This is a genomic window from Lysinibacillus sp. 1 U-2021, from assembly GCF_029916965.1.
Taxonomy (GTDB): Bacteria; Bacillota; Bacilli; order Bacillales_A; family Planococcaceae; genus Lysinibacillus; species Lysinibacillus capsici.
Window position 1 is genome coordinate 1,603,366 of record NZ_CP123966.1, and the last position, 22,405, is coordinate 1,625,770.

Sequence of the window (22,405 nt, forward strand, 5' to 3'; positions counted from 1 at the left end):
TTTATTAACAATTTTCTTGAAATAAAATCTTCACTTTTTTTCTAGCGAGTCAACATGCTCAGCAGTAGGTTTACCAGCTTTTAATAAGACTTTACTGCCCAGAAGGAAAAATCCTTGGATGAAGAGTAATAATCCTGTACCGATGAGTAGCCACTCAATAGCAATAATATCAGCAATTGGCCCGAAAATTAGCATTCCTAAAGGCATCATAGAGGTAGATATCATACTAAGAATGCCAAATACTCTTCCCATATAGTCACTTTCCACTTTTTCTTGTAATAACACCGTTGCAGGTGTATTAAAGATTGGCATGGCTATGCCAGTAATGGCCATGATTCCGAGGTACAACCAAAAAATAGGAATGACGCCGAGAGCCATTGTACAAAGACCAAATAACAAAGCAGATAATGTCATCGTATGCACTTTATTTTTAAAGCCACCCCATGTTGCGATTGCGATACCACCGATTAACATCCCAATGGCAAAGGCCATTTCGATGGCAGTCAAACGCCATACATCATTGCCAAAAGTTCGTGTAACTTGTAAAGGCGTTAAAAAGGCAGCAGGTGCAGCAAGCAGCATGAAAAAGGCAAAGAACAAGAATAATTGTTTCAAGAAAGCATGCTCTTTAATATAGATGAAGCCTTGTTTCATATCACTAAAATAGCCTGTTGTTTGTGGCTGATTAGCTTTTGCATGTGCAGGGATATGCAGAAATAATAAGAAGATAGCGATGGCAATAGCCGCTGTTGTCACATCAATAAAGAAAATGGATTCAATAGAAGCCATCGTTAATAATGCACCACTTGCCATAGGTGCAAGAATCATGATGAAGGCTTGAATACTACTATTTGCACCATTAACCTTCATTAAATGCTCTTCAGGCACAAATTGTGGCAAAATTGCGCCCACTGCTGGTGTTTGAATACCTGCACCAACTGCGCGTACGGCTGATATTACAAATAGTAGCCAGAGCTCATCATAGCCTATTAAAAATAAAATAGCTAGAATTAGCGTAGATAAGGCAATCATTCCATCTGCTAAAATAATAAGCCATTTACGGTTATAGCGATCTGCCCAGACACCAGCAATAGGTGCTAAGAAGAAGGTTGGTAAAAAGCCACAAATGATCGCGATGGTCATCATGCTGCCTGATTGTGTTGTAAGTGTGATATACCATGTAATGGCATATTGCACAAGAGCAGAGCCAAAAAGTGAAATCGTTTGACTACTTAAAAAAAGTATTGTGTTACGTTTCCAATGTTCCAATTTCGTCATCCCTTTCTAACAGTAGTGCCTGTGTGGAAAGTAAAAGACAACACAAAAAAAGAGGGGAGTAGAAGCCCCCTCTTTTCAAGTATTCCTAAAACAGACTAGACCTAATTCCATTTCCCTTGCACAGCAGGCAAAGCGTACACATATTTAATTAGTAAGATGAAATCGTAGTCTAATTGATGCTGTCATTGGGAATACCCTCCGTTCTATATAAGTTGTGTTGATTGTAGCATAAAGTTCATCTTTGCGTAAAGAAGGAATGAAGCAAAAACTAGGTTGAATTTTAAAAATATGGAAATTGTGAAATTCATCTAATAAAATGACATATTTATCGATTTCTTTAAAGGAAAAGTACGATTCATCGCCTTTTCAGTAGTTTTTAATGGTTAGTATACATATTTTGAATCTATCGGGAACGTTTGTTAGAGTTGAAACTAATTATCTGCTTCATTGATTCCGATAAAGTTGCTTTGGAGACGTGCATATAGCGAGTACTTGTCATATACTAAAATAGAAAAATAGCAAATGGAGGAAATATGAGAAAGAAAAATAGTAAATGGAGAATATTAACTTTAGTCGCGATGATTTTTGTGTTATGTCTATCGACAATCCCTACAAAGACTGCTTTGGCAAGCACGACACAGCCAAAAAGGGAAATGAGGGCTGTCTGGATTTCAACCGTTCTTAATCTTGATATGAAAGCAGGTATGACGAAGGAGCAGTACACGACTTGGACACGCCAAACATTGGATCAACTAAAAGCCAATAAATTCAATACTGTTATTTATCAAGTAAGACCAACAAATGATGCAATGTATGCCTCTGATCTAGCGCCATGGTCATCTTACATAACAGGCAAAAAGCAAGGCACAAATCCAGGCTACGATCCTCTTGCGATCATGATAGAGGAAAGTCATAAACGGGGTATGGAGCTGCATGCTTGGATGAATCCTTATCGTGTAACAATGTCTGGACAAAAACTGACAGACCTTGCTGCTGATAATGTGGCTAGAACACATCCAAACTGGGTTATCAAATATGGTAAGCAATATTATTTAAATCCTGGTTTACCAGAAGTTCAAGACTATTTAGTTGAAGTAGTAAGAGAGCTAGTAGGTAATTATGATATTGACGCAGTGCATATGGATGATTATTTTTATCCATATAAAATTGCTAATGAAGTTTTTCCAGATCAAGCAGCTTTTAAAAACTATGGTGCTTCCTTTAAAAAGGTGGAGGATTGGCGACGAGATAATGTCAACCGTCTTGTAGAAAATCTTTACACGGCCATTAAAGACACAAAACCATATGTTCAATTTGGTATTTCACCATTTGGTGTATGGCGCAATAAATCGCTAGATAAAACAGGAAGCGATACAAGGGCTGGTGTTAATAATTACGATGATTTATATGCAGACGTCAGAACATGGATTCAAAATGGCACAATTGATTACATTACACCACAGATTTATTGGTCAAGAACATTATCTGTTGCGAAATATGGAACGCTGCTAGATTGGTGGAGCCATGAAGTGCAAACCTACGCAACAACACACCCTGTGCATCTATACATTGGGCTTGCTGATTACAAAGTTGGCAATGATAGTGATGCAGCATGGAAAAATAAAATGGAGTTACCAAGTCAAATACTAGCGAATCGTTCGGAAAAGGTAGCTGCTGAGGGGCAAATGCATTTCTCCTTAAGAAGCTTTCAAAACAATAAACTAGGCTATGCAACGATTGTTAGTCAACAATTGTATAATTACACAGCACTGACACCCGAAACAACTTGGGATGATGACACAGTGCCGAACGTACCGACTTTTGTGCAAGTGACGAAGGAAGCGGCAGGTCGCAAGATAGAGATTATAGACGAAAATGAACCACAGCCACGCAAGTATGTCATTTATCGTTTTACAGGAAACAAAGAAGGTTCTTATGATGACCCTCGAAATATCGTGGATGTTGTTTATAATATGGATGGCCTCACTAAATTTGTGGACAAGTCAGCTCTTACTAAACATAGCTATACATACGGCATTAAGGCTGTATCAAATACAGGTGTGGAAAGCAAGGAAGTTTTTGTAGTAATAGAAAATCAATAAAAAGATTAGGATAAAAACAACCACTCACGCAAAGATTGCATGAGTGGTTGTTTTTTTTATTAATTTTCTTCAATATCTTTACGGTTTTTCTTTAACATTTTAGATAGCATTTCATAAACAATTGGTACAACAACAAGTGTTAATAGGGTAGAAGATAATAAACCGCCAATTACAGTAATAGCTAAGTCTTTGGAAATTAATCCACTACCGCCAGTACCAAGTGCCATTGGAATCATAGCACCAATTGTAGCGATGGCTGTCATCAGGATAGGACGTAAACGTGTTGCTCCTGCTTCAAGGATCGCCTCACGCATGGAAAGACCATCATATTCCATATGAATGATACGGTCAACTAATACGATGGCATTTGTGACGACGATACCAATCAACATCAATAGACCCATCATGACAGATACAGAAATAGTTTGCCCTGTAACGAATAATCCAATGAATGCACCAATTACTGCGAATGGTAGTGAGAAAAGAATAGCGAATGGAGCTAAACCTTCTCCGAATGTTACCACTAGAATGAAGTAAACAATGGCAATGGCTGCTAACATCGCAATACCAAGCTTAGTGAATGTTTCTTGCATATCAGCAGCAACACCAGCAACACCAAGTGTTACACCTTTTTGTAAATCTAATTTATCAATTTTTTTATCAGCAGCAGTAGTGGCTTTTGAAATATCGTCACCGATAATCGTTCCAGATACTGTTGCGAAATATTCACCTTTTGAACGAGATAATGAGTTAAGTGTTGTACCTTCCTCAACATCTATTAGTTCTCCGATAGTCATTGTTGTACCCAATGCTGTTTTAATTTCAGTGGCTAAGACATCATCAAGTGAAGTCGCAGCTGCTTTAGCATCTCGTTGAACGATGACATCGATATCTTTACCATCGTTTTTCACGGTAGTTAATACTTCTTGTGATGTATTTGAATTTAATGCCATCACGATTTGAGCTGTCGTTAGCCCGTATTGAAGGACATTTTTTTGTTCAACTTTTAGCACATGCTCTACATATGGATCTTCATTATCAGATTTAATATCTTCTAAGCCATCCACTTCTTTTAGAGCGCCTTCTACTTGTTTCACAGCATCTCGAAGTTTATCTAAATCATCACTATACAGTGTATAGCTGACTTCGTTTGATGACATCGACATAGAAGAGAAGTTTTGAGACTTCCATTCTCCTGATTGCCCGATGTTAAATACATAGTCTTCAACCTCTTCACGAGCTTTAGGGAAGTCTTCCATATCCGGATCAAAGATAAGGTACATTAAGGCACCGCCAGCACCTCCACCCATCATCATTGCTGATGGATCGACATTGTTCGCATCTGTAATGGAAACTTGTAAAATATCAACATCTTTACGTTTCATTAATTCTTTTTCTACTTTTTCAACATTAGCTGCCGTTTCGTCAGCCAGTTCTCCCGTTGCAGGCGTATACGTTAAGTACATAACTTTTTCTTCTTGTGAGCCCATAAAACTAAAACCAATAAGTGGTGTTAATGCAAGAGAGCCAACAAGTAAAAGAATCGCAAGGACAGATGTAATAATTTTGTGATTTAATACTTTTTCTAAGACACCTTTGTACCAGATAGCAAGTTTACCAACTTCTTTATGTTGGCTTTCAGTCTTCTCACCGTATAACTTTTTACGGAATAAGAAGTGAGATAAAGCAGGTACGATTGTGATCGCAACTAATAATGATGCACCTAATGCAAATGTCATTGTAAGGGCAAATGGCATGAATAATTCGCCTACCATACCACCTACGAAAATAAGAGGAGCGAATACAGCGACCGTTACCAATGTTGAAGAAAGAATTGGTTTGAACATTTCAATTGTTGCTTCACGAATTAGGGCACGACCTGTAAGTTTTTCTTGTTTTAAGTGAATTCGTCGGTAAATATTTTCTACAACTACGATTGAGTCATCGATAACACGACCGATTGCGACGGTAATCGCGCCGAGGGTCATGATGTTTAATGTGATATCCATCCAGTTTAATAGGAGTAATGCCATGAAGATAGAAACTGGGATAGAAATAATTGAAATAATCGTTGATTTGAAATCACGTAAGAATAGTAAAATGATTAATACGGCAATTGCGCCACCAAAGACTGCTTTTTCGATCATTGTAAATACAGAATCTTCTATTGGGGCACCTTGGTCAAGAGAGATCTCTACGTTTAAGCCGTCTAATCGTTTTTCCTCATCCTTCATAAGGTCTTTTACTGCATTAACAACTGTTACGGTATTCGCATCTTGGCCTTTAACGATTTGAATAGCAATGGCATCTTGACCATTTGTACGTGAAACAGATTGCACTTTACCTTCTACTTCAATTTTTGCAATATCACCTAGACGAACGAAAGGTGAAGGATTCGTAGCTGAAGGTGTAACTGGAATTAATAAGTCTTTCAGTTCATCCACTGATTTTACCTTACCGTCTACTGAGACTGCTTGTTCCCCGACAGTAAATTGATATAAACCAAGTGACAGTGACATATCACTTGCTTGAATCATTTGTTTAACAGTATCCTCTGTTAAACCAAGTGCTGCCATTTTTTCTTCATCATATTTAAACGATACTTGTTCAATATGCTGACCTGTGATGGTAGCGGATGCAACACCATCAATCTTTTCGATTTTAGGCAGTAAAACATCTTCAACTGTTGAAGTTAAATCAACAATATCTTCCTTAGAGCTACTTACAGATAAAGCGACTACAGGCATCATGTTCATGCTGATTGCCATAATAGTAGGCTCTTGAGCACCTTCAGGTAGTTTAAGATTATCTAAAGCTGCTTCTAATTGTCGTTTTTTCTCATCCATATCAATTCCATAGTCGTATTCCACTTGAACTTGTGCTACGTTGGAAGAGGAAGTTGAGTAAACAGCCTTCACATCTTCTAAACTTTCTATGGATTTTTCGAACGGAATGGAAAGATCATTCATGACTTGTTCAGGCGTTGCGCCAGGATATACGCCCATGACAATTAAATACGGGATCGAAATATCGGGTATCGATTCCATTTTCATCCGTGTACCCGAATAAATACCAGAGACAGTGATGATAATTGTTAATAACCACACTGCCAATTTGTTCTTTAATACGAAATTAACTAAACCTTTCACCTTCACACCTACCCTTTATTGACTATCTAAATTCAATTATTTATACTAATGACTAATCGGTCATTTGTCAACGAAATGCATTAGGAGAGAGTTAAAAATATGTTAAAAAAGCAATTAATTATGGAGAAAGCGTTAGAACTGTTTTCTGAACAGGGTTTTGAAGCTACGTCAGTACAACAAATTACAGAACGCTGCGGGATTTCTAAAGGTGCATTTTATTTATCTTTCAAAACCAAAGATGAGCTTGTAATATCAATGGTTGATTACTATTTACAGCAGTTTATTACAGATGTTGACCAAGTAGTCAGAGGAACGTATAACAAAGAAACTGTTTTGGTTGAATTTTATAAAAGCATTTTTCAAGCATTCAAAGACCATTCCGCATCCGCACGTGTATTCTTTAATGAAAAGGTCTTTTTAACAAAAAAAGAGCTATTTCATAAAATAACAGCGTATGAAGCAGAAATGTCGAAATCAATTCTCTATATGCTTGAGCAGCTTTATCAGGATCAATTACAAGAAATGAAATATGATGTAATGTACTGCATAAAAGGATTTATGAAGAGCTATGCTGAGCTTTTTATTTTTTCAGATATGCCACTTGATTTAGAGCAATTAGCTAAATCTTTAGCAGAAAAGACAGATATTATTGCCCATCATACAACCATTCCATTTATTACAGCAGATCTTGTGCCGTTTATTGCAAAGCCGTGTGAGCAAGACGTGTCAAAAGATGCTTTACTACAATTGTTGGAGCAAAATATAAATCATACTGAGGATTCTATAGAAAAAGAATCCATTGAGTTGTTAAAGCAAGAAATAGAAAATCCTACTTATGGTAAAGCAATCATTAAGGGGCTAATTGAAAATCTACGTGTAGACCCAGCGTATCATTGGATTGCATATGTAACTGCAAAATACTTTAATATTTGAACTCTAGGATAGAATTGTTCACGATTGGCGGTGAACAATTCTATTTTTAATGGTTTTTATCTATGAATGGGGGCATAGATTGCAAGGCCTCTAAAGCACTTGCGAAGGGTTCTTGAATCCATAATAAGCGCTCTAGAAAATCTTGGACTTCGATTGGTAATTTTAATTCCTGCTGCCAAGCTTTCTCTTTTTTCTTGCTTGGCTTGTAGTCTGAGTATAGTAAAAATAATAAAAAATGGCCGACAAAATAAAGATCGCTTATATGATTTTCAGCACGTTTTGGATTTTCAATCGTAGAGATATCGATTTGCTTTTGATAAGTGGTAGCTAGACCAAAGTCAATAATATGCAATTGTTGACCCACTAACAATATATTTGGAATACGTAAATCTCGATGTACAATACCATAATTGTGTAACTGTACAATTTGTTCTAATAGTTGCTTTGTAATAGCAAGGGATTGAGCGATTGTAAATTTGGCACCGTTCTGAAAAATAAGCTGCTCAAAAGTTTGCCCATTAACATAGTCCATGATAAAAAATGGGCTGTCTGAAATTGTTCCTGCTGAATGGATGGTAGGAACATAGGACAATGAAAGTTGCTGGAGTATGTGAATTTCTTGTTGAAATTTATGAATGGTTTTCTGGTGGTGACGATGTTTGGGGCGCAAGCATTTTAAAACAAATAGACTTGCTGATGAGCAATCTTCAATTAAATACGTACGACCATATGAGCCATAGCCAAGAAATTTTTTAAAAGAAAAATCGGGATGCTCTGCTATGTAAAGTTCCACAGCCTGGTCAAAACTTTTTTCGGAAAGTCGTTTCCACCACATTAGCTACTAAAGAAACTCATAGAGCTGAAAAAACTGCGTGAGCTTTTACGAGAGCTACGCTTATAATGCTTGTGACCATAATAATTATGTCGCTTTGAATACCTACTACGGCTACTTGATGAAGAATAATGGCGTTTGGATTTACTATTGAATAAGGAATGAAGAATTTTATCTAGCATAAAAACGCTCCTTTTTGATGTTGTTATTACTATATACGCAAAAATAAAAAGGAGGTTTCAAAAATAAAAAAGAAACTATGTAAATTTTACATAGTTTCTTTTTACGAGGTTAAACCTCCATAATAATCGGTAAGATCATTGGACGACGTTTTGTTTTTTCAAATAGATAAGGTCCCAAAACGTCTGTAATTTCATTCTTCAATTCTGTCCATTGAGGAGTTTTGCTTTGAATTGTTTCATTCAGATGACGGTTTAGCATTTTTTGTGCCTCGTTGATCATCGTACCTGATTCACGCATGTAGACAAATCCACGTGAGATGATGTCAGGGCCAGAAACAATTTTTTGGTTTTCCATATCAACACTTACAACTACAATCACTAGACCTTCTTCAGAAAGAATACGACGATCACGTAACACGATATTACCGATATCGCCAATACCATTGCCATCAATGTAAACATCTCCTGAAGGAATACGCCCAGCTACATGTGCTTCATTGGCACTTAGTGCTAGAACATCACCATTTTCCATAACAAATGTATTGTCTAGTGGAACATCGCAATCTTCAGCTAAATGTGTATGCATTTTTAACATACGGAATTCACCATGGATAGGCATAAAGAACTTAGGCTTCATTAAACGAAGCATCAGTTTTTGTTCTTCTTGAGATCCGTGACCAGATGTATGAATGTTGTTTAATGCACCATGAATGACTTCTGCACCTGCACGGAACAATAAATTAATGATTTTATTAACACTCACGGTATTACCTGGTACTGGTGAAGAAGAAAAGATAACTGTATCGCCAGGCTGTATTTGAATTTGACGATGTGTCCCGTTGGCAATACGTGACAAGGCAGCCATTGGTTCACCTTGAGAGCCTGTACATAAAATCATCACTTCGTTTGCAGGAAGTCGATTGATGCTTTGAGCATCAATAAATGTATCCTTTGGAGCAGTAATGTAACCTAGCTCACGACCAATCGTAATAGCATTGTCCATTGAGCGACCAAAGACAGCAATCTTTCTTCCGTATTTTACGGCTGCGTCTGTGGCTTGCTGTAAACGGTGAATATTTGATGCAAAGGTAGCAAATATAATACGGCTATCCACCTTACGGAAAATCTCATCGATACTTTTTCCAACTGTGCGCTCTGACATTGTGAAATTAGGCTTTTCAGCGTTCGTACTATCAGATAGTAAGCAAAGTACGCCATCACGTCCAATTTCAGCCATCTTTGTTAGGTTGGCTGGTTCACCCACTGGTGTAAAGTCAAATTTAAAGTCACCTGTGTGAACGATATTACCAGGTGGTGTTTTAACAACAATTCCATAAGCATCAGGAATACTATGTGTTGTTCTAAAGAAGCTAACAGATGTTTTTCTGAATTTAATAACATCCTCTTCTTTAATTTCAATGAGTTTTGTTGTACGTAGCAAGCCATGTTCTTCTAATTTATTACGTAATAAGCCAAGTGCAAGCTTACCACCGTAGACAGGAATATTTACTTGACGTAAAAGGTATGGAATACCCCCAATATGATCCTCATGTCCATGGGTAATAAAAAGTCCTTTAATTTTATCGACATTACGTACTAAGTACGTGTAATCAGGAATAACATAGTCAATGCCGAGTAAGTCGTCTTCTGGAAATTTAATACCGGCGTCAATTAAGATAATTTCATCTTGAAATTGAACGCCATAAGTGTTTTTGCCGATTTCGCCCAGTCCGCCGAGCGCGAAAACAGCTGCTTGGTCATTTTTAACAAACTTCATGTTTGTTAAATTTCCTCCAAGACGAAGTTCGGGCTTGCTTGTTCGTACTCTAAGTAGTTACCCTCAAGCAGTTGAATGAACTCGATGTTGTAGTTTCGGTCTTTTAGCTTTTCACGTACTTCACGTTCTGAAGTAGCTTCTAGGTATAGACTTTTAGTATTTTCGCGAACTGGAATCTCATTTGCATTTTCTTGATAATAAACTTTGTAAATCATAGTTTGCTCTCCTTTAATTGCGTACAATTTTCTTGCACCTTTGACTACTACCACACACGTGCTACAAGAAAACAACGAATTTCTTTTATTGAAGAAATGTACGTTTGTAATACTTGTATCTCAATGCTTCAGATGTGCACTATGTTATAAAATTGTATAGGAAGTAGTGAGACAGTGGTTGCGTATAGCCAAATAAATGCATTTCCTTTATATTATCACGCACTTCCTCTAAAATAAAGAAAAGCCCTTCAAATAATGAAGGGCAAATGTTAGGCAATTGATTTTTTTCCGAGTACGCCGCGAAGTTGCTTCAACAATTTCCGTTTGAGTTTCTTCAGCATGGCACATCACTCCTTAGGATCATTATAATTAAAATTATTGTCTATGTAAAGTCATTTAGCTTGAAAGGATAATATTTATGGAAAGGGTTAATAGAATGAACAAAATTTTATTTTTTGATGTCGATGGTACTCTCTATAACAGTGAAAAAAAGTTACCTTCATCTGCAAAAGAGGCACTTTTGACAGCACGACGTAATGGTTATGAATTGGCGATTGCTACTGGTCGAGCACCATTTATGATTGAGTCATTGCTAGAAGAATTAGAGATCGATACGTATGTTACCTTCAATGGCCAATATGTTGTCTATAAAGGTGAGGTTGTCTATACAAATGGGATTGCGAAAGATGAACTAGCTAAAATTATTGCCTTTGGTGAGGCGCGTAACGAACCGGTAGTGTTTTTAGATGATAAACGGATGATTGCCTCAGTTGGCGATCATCGTATGGTAGCTGAAAGCTTAGATACTCTTAAATATCCGTATCCAGAATTAGACTCATCTTATTATATGCAGAACAATGTATATCAAACACTTATTTTTATGGAAGAAAAAGATGAACCTTTATATAATGAAACATTCCCAAATGTTCAATTTGTACGTTGGCATCGTTATTCTTGTGATATTTTGCCAAAGGGAGGTTCGAAGGCTGCTGGTATTGAAAAGGTGCTTGAAAAAATGGGCATCACTTTACAAGATGCCTTTGCTTTTGGCGATGGCATAAATGATATTGAGATGCTACAGGCAGTTGGGACAAGTGTGGCTATGGGAAATGGCCATGAGCGAGTGAAGGCAGTCGCTCATCATATTGCAGACCATGTAGACGAGGATGGTCTCTCTAAAATAATGCGTAAGCTATCCATTATTTAAAAATGAAAAACAACTAGTTGCGAAATTTACAACTAGTTGTTTTTTATTGATTAATGGTCTATGCCATATTGACGGCTTTTATTTGAACACCTTTTTCCGAAAAATGTTGAATCGTCTTTTTGGATAGTGCGTCATCTGTGATAATGACATCTACGTCATCCACTGGACAAACTTGAATCGCAACATCTTTACTAAATTTTGAGGAATCTGTAGCTACGTAGACTTTTTGAGAGATAGAAATAATTTGCTTTCTAGTAATCGCTTCATCCAAGCTAAAATCAGATATGCCTTTTTCAATTGAAACGCCACTAGCGCAAATAAAAGCTTTATTGATATTAAGATGCTCGAAGCGAAATAAAAATTCATTTGATGTCACTGATTTTTCAGAATGGCGTACTTTACCCCCAAGCAGTATAACCTCAATGTTAGAGCCGATTAGATCAAATGCTACAGGTAGTGAATTTGTCACCACTGTTAGTTTTTCCTTGTCCAATAAAAATGGTGTCATTTGATAGGTAGTTGTTCCGCTATCAATGAAAATACATTCCCCATCTTGAACGAGCGAAGCACATGCTTTGGCAATGGCGATTTTCTCTGTTAACTGTTCGTGAAGTCGGTGATCCATTAGTCCTTCTACTGGCTCAATATATTTAACGCCCCCATAAAATTTTTCAATTTTTTTGTCTTGCATCAACTGTTGGACATCACGACGGATCGTTTCCATTGAAACGTTAAACTCTTTTGTAAGTGTTACTAATTTTACTACCTTATGTTGACGTATAAACTGCAAAATTTGGTGTTGCCTTTCTATCATATACATTTCATCACCTCTACTAGATATTTACTCAAAACAATCATAACTTTGTCAACAGTTTGTCAGAATTTACCCAACATTTACACAAATAAGCATTTTCCTTTACAAATAGTCTCTATACTGAAGCTAAGAACTGAGTGAGGTGACCCAATTTGTTAGAGCTAAAAAATATCTCAAAAAGCTATAAAAATAAAAAAGTTTTAGTAGATATCAATGTAACCATCGAATCAGGTGAGATTATTTCATTGCTAGGGCCGAGTGGCTGCGGTAAAACTACTTTGCTTAATATCATTTTAGGACTTGTAGATCCAACTGCTGGTCAGCTTGTCTACAATGGACAAGATATTTCCAAGCAATCAATGCAAGAAAGAGGATTTAATATAGTGTTTCAGGATTTTGCGTTATTTCCTCATTTAAATGCATACGACAATATCATTTATGGATTAAAAAATAAAAACGTGAAAATGTCCAAAGAGGAGATACAAGAATACATTGATTTTTTAGAGCTAGCTCCTCATTTGCATAAGAAGATTCATGAATTGTCTGGTGGGCAAAAACAACGCGTTTCCATTGCAAGAACACTCGTGATGCAACCTAAAATTCTATTATTAGACGAACCACTAAGTGCACTAGATGGCGTTATAAAAGAATCTATAAAGGAGCGTATTAAATCTATCGCCAGTGAATTTAATTTGACGACAATTATCGTGACACATGATCCAGAAGAAGCCCTTACCTTATCAGATAAAGTCATCATTATTAATGAAGGTACAGTTGCTCAATTTGGCACACCTCATGAAATTGTTACAGCGCCCAAAAATCAATTTGTAGAGGATTTTATCTTAAGGCAGCTTCATATTAAGCGCCATAACATCTATCAATTATTTGGAGAAACATATGCTTAAAACGAATAAAATAATGAAATTAATTTTTCTACCGATTCTACTATTTTTTCTATTCTTTTTAATTGTGCCATTGCTTTATATGTTTTGGCAGTCATTCAAAATAGGCAATGTCGTGACCACTCAAAATTATATAGAAGCTTTACGGAATATCGAAATTCGTGAAGCTTTTACGAATAGTTTTAAAGTTTCTTTTGTAGCATCAGTGATTACAACCATTTTAGCCTTTTGGTTGGCCTATGCTGTTCATTTTACTACGATGCATCGCCATACAAAAAAGCTAGTTCAAATTGGAATAACCTTGCCGATGCTACTGCCAACCATCACCTATGGCTTTGTATTGATTTATACATTTGGGAATCAAGGAATTCTAACAAAATTAGTGGGGCAGCCTCTTTTTACAATCTATGGGTATAACGGCTTGGTGATCGGTTACGTCTTATACACATTACCAGTTGCTTTTATATTAATGCAAAACTCCATGCAATATATCGATAAGCGGTTTTTACTTGTTTCAATATTAATGCATGATCAGCCAATGCGTCGTTTTTATCATACCGTATACCGCCCTATGGTTGGGACAATTGGCGGGGCATTTATTTTAACATTTGTTTTAAGCTTTACAGATTTTGGAATCCCTGCATCAGTTGGTGGCAATTACAGGGTAATAGCTACTGAGCTCTACCAAGCCATGTTAGGTTCCATTGTACATTTTGAACGTGGAGCAGTCATTTCAGTGTTAATGCTAGTACCTGCTGTATTAGGTGTTGTCATGCTAACGATTTTAGAGCGCTTCAATTTTCAATATAAACAGGTTGGGCAAAGTGAACTTGTAAAGCATCGTTTACGAGACGCGCTATTTACAATTTATTCAATTCTCAGTGTAACAGCTGTATGTATTATTTTTTCAACCATGTTTATTGTGCCTTTTACCAAAGGCTATCCGTACGATTTCAGCTTTACATTAGAGCACGTTCAAAATGTACTTGCAGAAAAAGATTTAACGAAGGTTTATATCAATTCTCTCATCGTAGCGGTTCTAACAGCCATATTCGGTGTGGGCATAACATTTATGTCGGCGCTTCTTAATACAAGGACACCATTAAAGGGAAGAAAAAGCTTAGATGTAACTTCTATGATGACAAATACAGTTCCAGGTATGGTACTTGGATTATCCTACTTATTTTTCTTTAATGGAAGTTCTTTAAAGGGTACTTTTCTGATCATTATCGCATGTAATATCGTGCATTTTTTTACGACACCTTATTTAATGGCGAAAAATTCATTGCAAAAAATGGATCCTACGTGGGAAGTGACAGCTGAGCTGTTAAAGGATTCGTGGTTAAAAACCGTGATACGAATTATTTTACCGAATATTAGGCCAACGATTTATCAAATGTTTAGCTACTATTTTTTAAATGCGATGGTTACAGTAAGCGGTGTTATTTTTCTTGTCAGCACAAAGACAATGCTTGTATCGACAAGGATAAAAGAGCTACAGCATTTCGCAAAGTACACTGATATTTTTGTTTTATCGATATTCATTTTATGTACAAACCTCATTGTGAAATTAGGTTGTGATTATATAGCAGCACATAAAGAAAAAACGGAGGAGATTACAAAATGAAGAAGTCAACAGGCATGATGTTAGGGACAGTAAGTGCAGCAGCAGTCGTTTTAGCTGCATGTGGAGGGGTAGCAGCAGATTCCAAAGAGCAAGTTATCATTTATTCAAATGCTGATGATGAAGCTATTGAAGTGATGGAAACTACATTGGATGACAAGGGCTATAAAGGTAAGTATTTAATCCAGTCGTTTGGTACTTCTGAGTTAGGTGGAAAAATGATGGCGGAAGGGACAGATATTGAAGCAGATGTTGTAACAATGGCTTCTTATTTTATAGAAAGTGCACAAACCTCAAAATCCATGTTTGTGGATATTTCTTCAGACTTAAAGCCTCTTGATGGGAGTGTTACGTATGCATTACCGATTTTAGGCAATGTAGGCTCTATCTTTATTAATACAGAGGTATTACAACAAAAGGGGCTATCTATTCCGAAATCCATTAAAGATTTGACAGACCCTGCTTATAAGGATTTAGTGTCATTCCCAAACATTATGGACTCCTCAACAGGGTGGCTTCTAGTACAAGCTATTATAAAGGAATATGGTGAAGAGGAAGGGAAAAAAGTTCTAGCAGAGTTAATTAAAAATGCAGGACCACATATTGAAAGTTCAGGCTCTGGCCCTATTAAAAAGGTGAAAACAGGAGAAGTTGCTGCAGGCTTTGGTTTACGTATCCAAGCTATTGATGCCAAAAACGAAGGGTTACCGATTGATTATATTGACCCGACAGAAGGTAATTTCACTTTAACGGAATCTGTCGCTGTTGTAGATAAAGAAGGTGAGGAAGCATTAGCAAAAGAAATTGCAAAGGTAATTGCAACAGAGGCTCGTGATGGTCTTCTAGAGCAATATCCTGTAGCTCTATATGAAGGAGAACAAGTAAAGGACGAGCACGTTCCTACCTATTTGAAAAAATGGGATACAACCTTAACCGTAGATTTATTAGAAAAACACCAAGCCTTCTTTAAAGAAGCGCAGCGATAAGGAGTTATAGCAGATGAGTAACTATAAATTATTGACGCCAGGTCCATTGACAACAACTGAAGCAGTGAAACGAGAAATGTTAAAAGATCGTTGTACATGGGATGATGATTATAAAAATGTGACACAAGTGATTCGTAAGCAACTCTTAAAATTAGCAAAAGTTGATGAAGCTGATTACACTACGGTACTAATGCAAGGAAGTGGAAGCTTTGTAGTAGAGTCTGTACTCACAACAGCAATTGGTGAAAATGATAAGTTGCTGATACTAACAAATGGTGCTTATGGTGAAAGAATTGTTGAAATGGCTAAAGCCTTAAAGTTACAGCATGTTGTTTATAGTGCTCCTTTTGATGAACAGCCCTCCTTGTTAGAAGTTCAATCCTTCCTTGAAAGAGATAGGAGTATTACTCATGTAGCTCTCGTACATTGTGAGACGACTACTGGTATTTTAAATCCTATTAAAGAAATTGGGGAAGTTGTTCATTCGTTCAACAAAACGTTTATTGTAGATGCCATGAGTAGCTTTGGAGGCGTACCAATGGATTTATCAAGCTTGCATATTGATTTTTGTATTAGTAGTGCCAATAAATGTATTCAGGGTGTGCCAGGCTTTGGTTTTGTTATCGCGAATACAAGAGCACTGGAAAAATGTAAGGGACAAGCTCGAAGTGTTGCATTAGATTTGCATAGTCAGTGGGAAGTAATGAAGCAAGATGGGAAATGGCGTTTCACATCGCCTACACATGTAGTGGCAGCTTTTGCTAAGGCGCTTGAAGAGTTGAATGAAGAAGGCGGAATTCATGCCCGCTACAAACGCTATGCGTATAATAATCAACTACTTCGCTCTCGCTTGTCAGTGCTGGGATTTAAAGCGTATATTTCGGAGGAGCTTCAATCACCAATTATCACAACATTTTTATTCCCGTATAAAGAGTTTTCTTTTGAGCATTTTTATCAAGAAATAAAAAATGCAGGTTTCGTTATCTATCCAGGTAAGCTGACGGATGCCGATACATTCCGTATTGGCAATATTGGTGATATTCATGAGGAAGATATTCTTGCATTATGTGAAAGCATTGAAAATTATATGGTGGTGAAAAACAATGAAAATTGAGACGGTTATTTTGGACTGGGCAGGCACAGCAGTTGACTTTGGTTGTTTTGCCCCTGTTAATGTTTTTTTAACAATTTTTGAAGATGCTGGTGTAATAGTTACACTGGAAGAGGCTCGTAAACCAATGGGGATGCTGAAAATTGATCATATCCGCACCATGCTAGAAATGCCAAGAATTAAAGCAGAATGGCATCGTGTACATGGACAATCCTTTACTGAAAAGGATGTACATGTATTGTATAATCATTTTGAAACAAAATTAATGGAGTCTTTGGCGACCTATACAGATCCTATCCAGCACGTGAAAACAACCGTACAGCAATTAAGAGATGCAGGTATTCGAATAGGCTCTACAACTGGCTATACAGATGCAATGATGGAAGTAGTGACAAAGCATGCTACTGACAAGGGCTATCAACCTGATTTTCTTGTAACACCAACACAGGTTGGTGATAAAGGGCGACCATATCCATATATGATTTTTAAAAATATGGAGGCATTAGGTTCGCAAGCGACGAAGCGAGTTGTGAAGGTTGGCGATACAACATCAGATATAAAGGAAGCCTTAAATGCAGGTGTTTGGGCTGTTGGCGTTATTATTGGAAGCTCAGAAATGGGACTATCCGAAGAAGAATTCAATGCCCTATCTTCAGAAGAACAGCGACAAATCATAGAGAAAACAAAATGTGTTTTTGAAGAATCTGGCGCTCATTATACAATTGAAACAATGGCGGAGTTGCCAGCATTAATTGAAACGATCAATGCTCGGTTAAATATGGATAGACAATTAGAATATAAATAATAATTAACCTCGGCAGAAGTAAAAAACTGCCGAGGTTGTTTTTAGTCGCGCTCATATGGGATTGAATCTGGTATTTCTGCAAATGGATTCTTTTCATTGATGCGGTCATAAAACATAACGCCATTTAGATGATCTAATTCATGCTGAAAGGCAATCGCTGGCAAGCCCTTAAGGCGCATTTTTTTCTCTTCACCATCAACTGTTTTAAATTTTACTGTGATACGTGCATGGCGAGGTACATACCCAGGAATATTACGGTCAACAGAAAGACAACCTTCTCCTGATGATAGGTATGTGTTTTCAACAGAATGGCTAACGATCTTTGGATTTATGGCTACAAAGCTTAATTGTTCACCAGCCTCATCTTTTAAATGAAGAGCAAACATACGCTGTAAGCTATTTACCTGATTGGCAGCCAAACCAATGCCACTACGCAAATTATATTTTTCTGCCATTTCAGGATCTTGGCTGTTGATTAAATATTGAAGCATATCCTCAGCAAGCTTTCTTGTTTCTTCAGTTAAAGGGAATTTAACTTCCTCTGCTTTTGTGCGTAAAGTCGGATGACCTTCGCGGATAATATCATCCATTAAAATCATAATAGTAATCTTCCTTTCAACTTTGTAGTGCTTACTAATAAGTATACATCACGTTTTCGTACAATCCCATGAAAAAAGTCCTTATTTGAATATACTCAAAAAATTTTTCTAATGCTATTAGATTTTCGAGAATGGGGTATTCTACTAGGGGAAAACCTGTTGGAAAACGTAAGAGTTGTATGGTGTGAGTAAGGTGTTGTAATACAGAATTTGAATATTAGTAATACAGTATAGGACAGCGGTGTTTGATTGTTATTCTAGAAAAAATCTTTGTATATAGCAGTAATAGATGATTGACCGACAGTATTTTATTCAGTATACTGAGTGTCAAGAATAAGTTGTACTAGTTAAAAAGGTGATTTATTTTAATACAGCTGAAAGGGAGATGTGACAAATGAGCAAGAAAAACAATAATATTTTTGATGCTAAACAAACGCTAACTGAAATCGAAGATAAGTTTGAAATGTTTCAAATTTTGAATGAAGAAGGCGAAATTATAAATAAAGAGGCAGATCCGAAATTATCAGATGAGGAACTAGTTGAGTTAATGACACGTATGGTTTACACACGTATTTTAGATCAACGTTCAATCTCATTAAATCGTCAAGGACGTTTAGGCTTCTATGCACCGACTGCTGGTCAAGAAGCTTCACAACTTGCTTCTCACTTTGCATTAGAACAAGAAGATTGGATTTTACCAGGTTACCGTGATGTACCTCAAATTGTATGGCATGGCTTACCTCTTGAAAAAGCATTTTTATTCTCACGTGGTCACTTCATGGGCAATCAGGTTCCTGAAGGTGTAAACGTTTTAGCTCCACAAATTATTATTGGAGCACAATATATTCAAGCTGCTGGGGTAGCACTTGGTATTAAAAAACGCGGGAAAAAAGCTGTTGCAGTAACTTATACTGGTGACGGTGGTTCTTCTCAGGGAGACTTCTATGAAGGCATTAACTTTGCAGGTGCATTTAAATCTCCAGCAATCTTCATCGTACAAAATAACCAATATGCAATCTCAACACCTCGTGAATTGCAAACAGCTGCTAAAACAATTGCACAAAAAGGTGTAGCAGCAGGCTTACCAAGTATTTTAGTAGATGGAATGGATGCGCTTGCAGTTTATGTAGCAACTCGTGATGCTCGTGAGCGTGCGGTTAATGGTGAAGGCCCAACATTAATTGAAACAATGTGTTACCGTTATGGTCCTCATACAATGGCTGGGGATGACCCAACTCGTTACCGTACTTCTGATACAGATAATGAATGGGCTCAAAAAGATCCTCTCGTTCGCTTCCGTAAATACCTAGAAGCAAAAGGTATATGGGATGAGAAAAAAGAAGAAGCAGTTATTGAGCGAGCAAAAGAAGAAATTAAAGAAGCAATCAAAAAAGCAGATGCTGCTCCAAAACAAAAAGTAACAGAATTAATGGAAAATATGTATAAAGGCGAAATGCCATCTAATCTAAAAGAACAGTATGAAATCTATAAAGAGAAGGAGTCGAAATAACCTATGGCACAAATGACGATGATTCAAGCAATTACAGATGCACTTCGCACAGAATTAAAGAATGATGAAAACGTTCTTGTATTCGGGGAAGATGTAGGTGTCAACGGTGGGGTATTCCGCGCGACAGAAGGCCTACAAAAAGAATTTGGGGTTGACCGCGTATTTGATACACCATTAGCAGAATCAGGTATTGGTGGCTTAGCAGTTGGCCTTTCTCTTCAAGGATTCCGTCCAGTTCCTGAAATTCAATTCTTTGGTTTCGTTTATGAAGTAATGGATTCAATTAGTGGCCAGCTAGCACGTATGAGCTACCGTAGTGGTGGCGTCTACAATGCTCCAGTAACAATCCGTTCACCATTTGGTGGTGGTGTACACACACCTGAAATGCACTCAGATAGCTTAGAAAGCTTAATGACAGCACAACCAGGACTAACAGTTGTTGTTCCATCAACACCATATGATGCAAAAGGTTTACTTATTTCTTCTATTCGTAATGACAACCCAGTTATTTTCTTAGAGCATTTAAAACTATACCGTTCATTCCGTGAAGAAGTGCCTGAGGAAGCATACGAAATTCCACTAGGAAAAGCGGATGTAAAACGTGAAGGTACTGATTTAACAATTGTTGCTTACGGTTTAATGGTTCATGAAAGCTTAAAGGCTGCAGAAGAACTTGAAAAAGAAGGACATTCTGTAGAAGTAATTGACTTACGTACAATTCAACCAATCGATGTGGAAACAATTATCGCATCTGTTGAAAAAACAGGTCGTGCAATCGTTGTCCAAGAAGCTCAAAAACAAGCAGGTATCGCTGCGAACGTAGTAGCAGAAATTACAGAGCGTGCAATTTTAAGCTTAGAGGCTCCTGTTCTTCGTGTGGCTGCACCAGATACTGTGTACCCATTCCCACAAGCTGAAGGTGTTTGGTTACCAAACTACAAAGATGTAATGGAAACAGCGAAAAAAGTTTTAACATTCTAATAAAGCTTCTAAACTTGAACAACAGTAAATAGAAAGGATGGGTACACATGGCATTTGAATTCAGATTACCGGATATTGGCGAGGGTATTCACGAAGGCGAGATTGTGAAATGGTTCGTTAAAGCTGGAGATACAGTAAAAGAAGACGATATTCTTTGTGAAGTACAAAATGATAAAGCAGTAGTAGAAATCCCTTCACCAGTTGAAGGAACAGTAGAGGAAGTTTTAGTAGGAGAAGGAACAGTTGCCGTAGTTGGCGATGTTTTAATCCGATTAGACGCACCTGGCTATGAAGACTTAAAGCTAAAAGGTGACGATCATGCCGAAGCAAAAACAGAGGCACAAGTTCAAGCAACTGCTGAATCTGGTCAAAACGTAGAAAAAGCTCCTGCTAAAGAGGAAAAGGCACCAGAAAAAGCTCCTGAAAATGCTCCAGAAAAAGTGGAGACAGTAGTTGATGAAACAAAACGTGTGATCGCGATGCCTTCTGTACGTAAATTTGCCCGTGATAACGATGTAAATATTCGTGAAGTGAAGGGTACAGGCAAAAATGGTCGAATCCTTAAAGAAGATATTGAAAACTTCTTAAAAGGTGGCGGCACTGTAGAGGCTGAAACTGCAAATATCGAAACATCAGAAGATACAGTTCAACAAGAAACGTCTACACCAGCAGCACCAGTAGTTCTTGAGGGGGATTTCCCAGAGACTCGTGAAAAAATGTCAGGTATTCGAAAAGCGATTGCAAAAGCAATGGTACACTCGAAACAAACGGCTCCTCATGTTACACTAATGGATGAAGTCGATGTAACAGCTCTTGTAGCACATCGTAAAAAATTCAAAGATATCGCTGCCGAAAAAGGTGTTAAATTAACATACTTACCATATGTAGTGAAAGCACTTATTTCAACTTTACGCGAGTTCCCAGAATTTAATCGCTCTTTAGATGATGCAACACAAGAAATTATCCAAAAGCATTACTATAACATTGGTATTGCAGCAGATACTGAAAGAGGCTTACTAGTACCAGTTATTAAGCATGCAGATCGTAAATCTGTATTTGCAGTGTCTAATGAGATTAATGAATTAGCGACAAAAGCCCGTGAAGGTAAGCTAGCACCACATGAAATGAAAGGTGCTTCCATGTCCATTACGAATATTGGCTCTGCAGGAGGACAATGGTTTACACCAGTTATTAACCATCCTGAAGTAGCAATTCTAGGTATTGGTCGAATTTCAGAAAAACCTGTAATAAAAAATGGTGAAATTGTAGCCGCACCTGTGTTAGCATTATCATTGAGCTTTGATCATCGTATGATCGATGGAGCCACTGCGCAAAATGCTTTAAATCATTTAAAGCGTTTGTTAAGTGAGCCAGAATTATTATTAATGGAGGCGTAAC

18 protein-coding genes are annotated in these 22,405 nt (G+C 37.2%); 11 read left to right on the forward strand and 7 right to left on the reverse strand.

Translation table 11 applies throughout. From position 1 onward, the window contains the following. Positions 1-30 precede the first annotated feature (30 nt). A complete protein-coding gene (locus QH639_RS08230) occupies positions 31-1,278 on the reverse strand; it encodes an MFS transporter (RefSeq protein ID WP_048391958.1) in 1,248 nt (415 codons plus the stop codon). Positions 1,279-1,811: 533 nt separating this feature from the next. On the opposite strand from QH639_RS08230, the gene QH639_RS08235 reads away from it, so the two are divergent. After that, positions 1,812-3,380: a glycoside hydrolase family 10-like protein gene (locus tag QH639_RS08235; RefSeq protein WP_131521671.1), complete on the forward strand. Its 1,569-nt coding sequence runs from the start codon at positions 1,812-1,814 to the stop codon at positions 3,378-3,380. A gap of 59 nt (positions 3,381-3,439) precedes the next feature. On the opposite strand, the gene QH639_RS08240 is transcribed toward QH639_RS08235, so the two are convergent. After that, a complete protein-coding gene (locus tag QH639_RS08240; protein WP_281115952.1) occupies positions 3,440-6,529 on the reverse strand; it encodes an efflux RND transporter permease subunit in 3,090 nt (1,029 codons plus the stop codon). A gap of 99 nt (positions 6,530-6,628) precedes the next feature. Here QH639_RS08240 and QH639_RS08245 point away from each other — a divergent pair, with 99 nt between their 5' ends. Then, positions 6,629-7,462 carry a TetR/AcrR family transcriptional regulator gene (locus tag QH639_RS08245; protein ID WP_131521669.1) on the forward strand — a complete coding sequence of 278 codons (834 nt, stop codon included), beginning with the start codon at positions 6,629-6,631 and terminating at the stop codon, positions 7,460-7,462. 46 nt (positions 7,463-7,508) lie between these two features. On the opposite strand, the gene QH639_RS08250 is transcribed toward QH639_RS08245, so the two are convergent. The 3 genes from QH639_RS08250 to QH639_RS08260 form a co-directional block, all read right to left on the reverse strand. Continuing rightward, positions 7,509-8,297, reverse strand: a complete 789-nt coding sequence (locus QH639_RS08250; protein ID WP_131521668.1) for a protein kinase domain-containing protein — start codon at positions 8,295-8,297, stop codon at positions 7,509-7,511. Between the two features lie 288 nt (positions 8,298-8,585). After that, positions 8,586-10,253, reverse strand: a complete 1,668-nt coding sequence (gene rnjA, locus QH639_RS08255) for a ribonuclease J1 (RefSeq protein ID WP_004224711.1) — start codon at positions 10,251-10,253, stop codon at positions 8,586-8,588. Positions 10,254-10,258: 5 nt separating this feature from the next. Next, positions 10,259-10,468, reverse strand: coding sequence for a DNA-dependent RNA polymerase subunit epsilon (locus QH639_RS08260; protein ID WP_004224712.1), 210 nt, complete (start codon positions 10,466-10,468; stop codon positions 10,259-10,261). A gap of 436 nt (positions 10,469-10,904) precedes the next feature. Between QH639_RS08260 and QH639_RS08265 the strand changes: the two genes are divergently transcribed. Continuing rightward, complete coding sequence (locus QH639_RS08265; RefSeq protein WP_054549831.1) at positions 10,905-11,675, forward strand: Cof-type HAD-IIB family hydrolase; 771 nt, start codon at positions 10,905-10,907, stop codon at positions 11,673-11,675. A 58-nt stretch (positions 11,676-11,733) separates the two neighbouring features. Here QH639_RS08265 and QH639_RS08270 read toward each other — a convergent pair whose 3' ends face one another. Next, entirely contained in the window at positions 11,734-12,489 is a 756-nt protein-coding gene (locus QH639_RS08270; protein WP_131521666.1) for a DeoR/GlpR family DNA-binding transcription regulator, read from the reverse strand. 152 nt (positions 12,490-12,641) lie between these two features. Here QH639_RS08270 and QH639_RS08275 point away from each other — a divergent pair, with 152 nt between their 5' ends. From QH639_RS08275 to phnX, 5 genes are read left to right on the forward strand one after another with little or no spacing between them, the layout of a single operon-like run. Beyond that, complete coding sequence (locus tag QH639_RS08275) at positions 12,642-13,394, forward strand: ABC transporter ATP-binding protein (RefSeq protein ID WP_131521665.1); 753 nt, start codon at positions 12,642-12,644, stop codon at positions 13,392-13,394. Further along, positions 13,387-15,018 (forward strand): ABC transporter permease subunit, encoded by a 1,632-nt coding sequence (locus QH639_RS08280; protein ID WP_131521664.1) that lies wholly within the window; start codon positions 13,387-13,389, stop codon positions 15,016-15,018. Before QH639_RS08275 ends, QH639_RS08280 begins: the two co-directional genes overlap by 8 nt. Then, positions 15,015-16,001, forward strand: a complete 987-nt coding sequence (locus QH639_RS08285; protein WP_131521663.1) for an extracellular solute-binding protein — start codon at positions 15,015-15,017, stop codon at positions 15,999-16,001. Before QH639_RS08280 ends, QH639_RS08285 begins: the two co-directional genes overlap by 4 nt. A 13-nt stretch (positions 16,002-16,014) precedes the next feature. Then, on the forward strand, positions 16,015-17,115 hold the full coding sequence (gene phnW, locus QH639_RS08290; RefSeq protein WP_131521662.1) for a 2-aminoethylphosphonate--pyruvate transaminase: 1,101 nt from the start codon (positions 16,015-16,017) through the stop codon (positions 17,113-17,115). Next, positions 17,105-17,917 (forward strand): phosphonoacetaldehyde hydrolase, encoded by an 813-nt coding sequence (gene phnX, locus QH639_RS08295; RefSeq protein WP_131521661.1) that lies wholly within the window; start codon positions 17,105-17,107, stop codon positions 17,915-17,917. The genes phnW and phnX overlap by 11 nt, the downstream gene beginning before the upstream one ends. A gap of 41 nt (positions 17,918-17,958) precedes the next feature. On the opposite strand, the gene def is transcribed toward phnX, so the two are convergent. After that, positions 17,959-18,516 carry a peptide deformylase gene (gene def / locus QH639_RS08300; RefSeq protein WP_131521660.1) on the reverse strand — a complete coding sequence of 186 codons (558 nt, stop codon included), beginning with the start codon at positions 18,514-18,516 and terminating at the stop codon, positions 17,959-17,961. A 394-nt stretch (positions 18,517-18,910) separates the two neighbouring features. Between def and pdhA the strand changes: the two genes are divergently transcribed. From pdhA to QH639_RS08315, 3 genes are read left to right on the forward strand one after another with little or no spacing between them, the layout of a single operon-like run. Beyond that, the gene (gene pdhA, locus QH639_RS08305; RefSeq protein WP_004224731.1) at positions 18,911-20,026 is read left to right on the forward strand and encodes a pyruvate dehydrogenase (acetyl-transferring) E1 component subunit alpha; all 1,116 of its coding nucleotides are present in this window, start codon (positions 18,911-18,913) and stop codon (positions 20,024-20,026) included. 3 nt (positions 20,027-20,029) lie between these two features. Beyond that, entirely contained in the window at positions 20,030-21,007 is a 978-nt protein-coding gene (locus tag QH639_RS08310) for an alpha-ketoacid dehydrogenase subunit beta (protein WP_004224734.1), read from the forward strand. 47 nt (positions 21,008-21,054) lie between these two features. Further along, positions 21,055-22,404, forward strand: a complete 1,350-nt coding sequence (locus tag QH639_RS08315; protein ID WP_131521659.1) for a dihydrolipoamide acetyltransferase family protein — start codon at positions 21,055-21,057, stop codon at positions 22,402-22,404. The last annotated feature ends 1 nt before the right edge of the window (position 22,405 follow it).

Coding starts and splice junctions, on each gene's coding strand:
- QH639_RS08230 (WP_048391958.1), bottom strand. CDS start 1,278: ATGACGAAATTGGAACATTGGAAACGTAACACAATACTTTTTTTAAGT.
- QH639_RS08235 (WP_131521671.1), top strand. CDS start 1,812: ATGAGAAAGAAAAATAGTAAATGGAGAATATTAACTTTAGTCGCGATG.
- QH639_RS08245 (WP_131521669.1), top strand. CDS start 6,629: ATGTTAAAAAAGCAATTAATTATGGAGAAAGCGTTAGAACTGTTTTCT.
- QH639_RS08250 (WP_131521668.1), bottom strand. CDS start 8,297: ATGTGGTGGAAACGACTTTCCGAAAAAAGTTTTGACCAGGCTGTGGAA.
- rnjA (WP_004224711.1), bottom strand. CDS start 10,253: ATGAAGTTTGTTAAAAATGACCAAGCAGCTGTTTTCGCGCTCGGCGGA.
- QH639_RS08260 (WP_004224712.1), bottom strand. CDS start 10,468: ATGATTTACAAAGTTTATTATCAAGAAAATGCAAATGAGATTCCAGTT.
- QH639_RS08265 (WP_054549831.1), top strand. CDS start 10,905: ATGAACAAAATTTTATTTTTTGATGTCGATGGTACTCTCTATAACAGT.
- QH639_RS08270 (WP_131521666.1), bottom strand. CDS start 12,489: ATGATAGAAAGGCAACACCAAATTTTGCAGTTTATACGTCAACATAAG.
- QH639_RS08280 (WP_131521664.1), top strand. CDS start 13,387: ATGCTTAAAACGAATAAAATAATGAAATTAATTTTTCTACCGATTCTA.
- QH639_RS08285 (WP_131521663.1), top strand. CDS start 15,015: ATGAAGAAGTCAACAGGCATGATGTTAGGGACAGTAAGTGCAGCAGCA.
- phnW (WP_131521662.1), top strand. CDS start 16,015: ATGAGTAACTATAAATTATTGACGCCAGGTCCATTGACAACAACTGAA.
- phnX (WP_131521661.1), top strand. CDS start 17,105: ATGAAAATTGAGACGGTTATTTTGGACTGGGCAGGCACAGCAGTTGAC.
- def (WP_131521660.1), bottom strand. CDS start 18,516: ATGATTTTAATGGATGATATTATCCGCGAAGGTCATCCGACTTTACGC.
- pdhA (WP_004224731.1), top strand. CDS start 18,911: ATGAGCAAGAAAAACAATAATATTTTTGATGCTAAACAAACGCTAACT.
- QH639_RS08310 (WP_004224734.1), top strand. CDS start 20,030: ATGGCACAAATGACGATGATTCAAGCAATTACAGATGCACTTCGCACA.
- QH639_RS08315 (WP_131521659.1), top strand. CDS start 21,055: ATGGCATTTGAATTCAGATTACCGGATATTGGCGAGGGTATTCACGAA.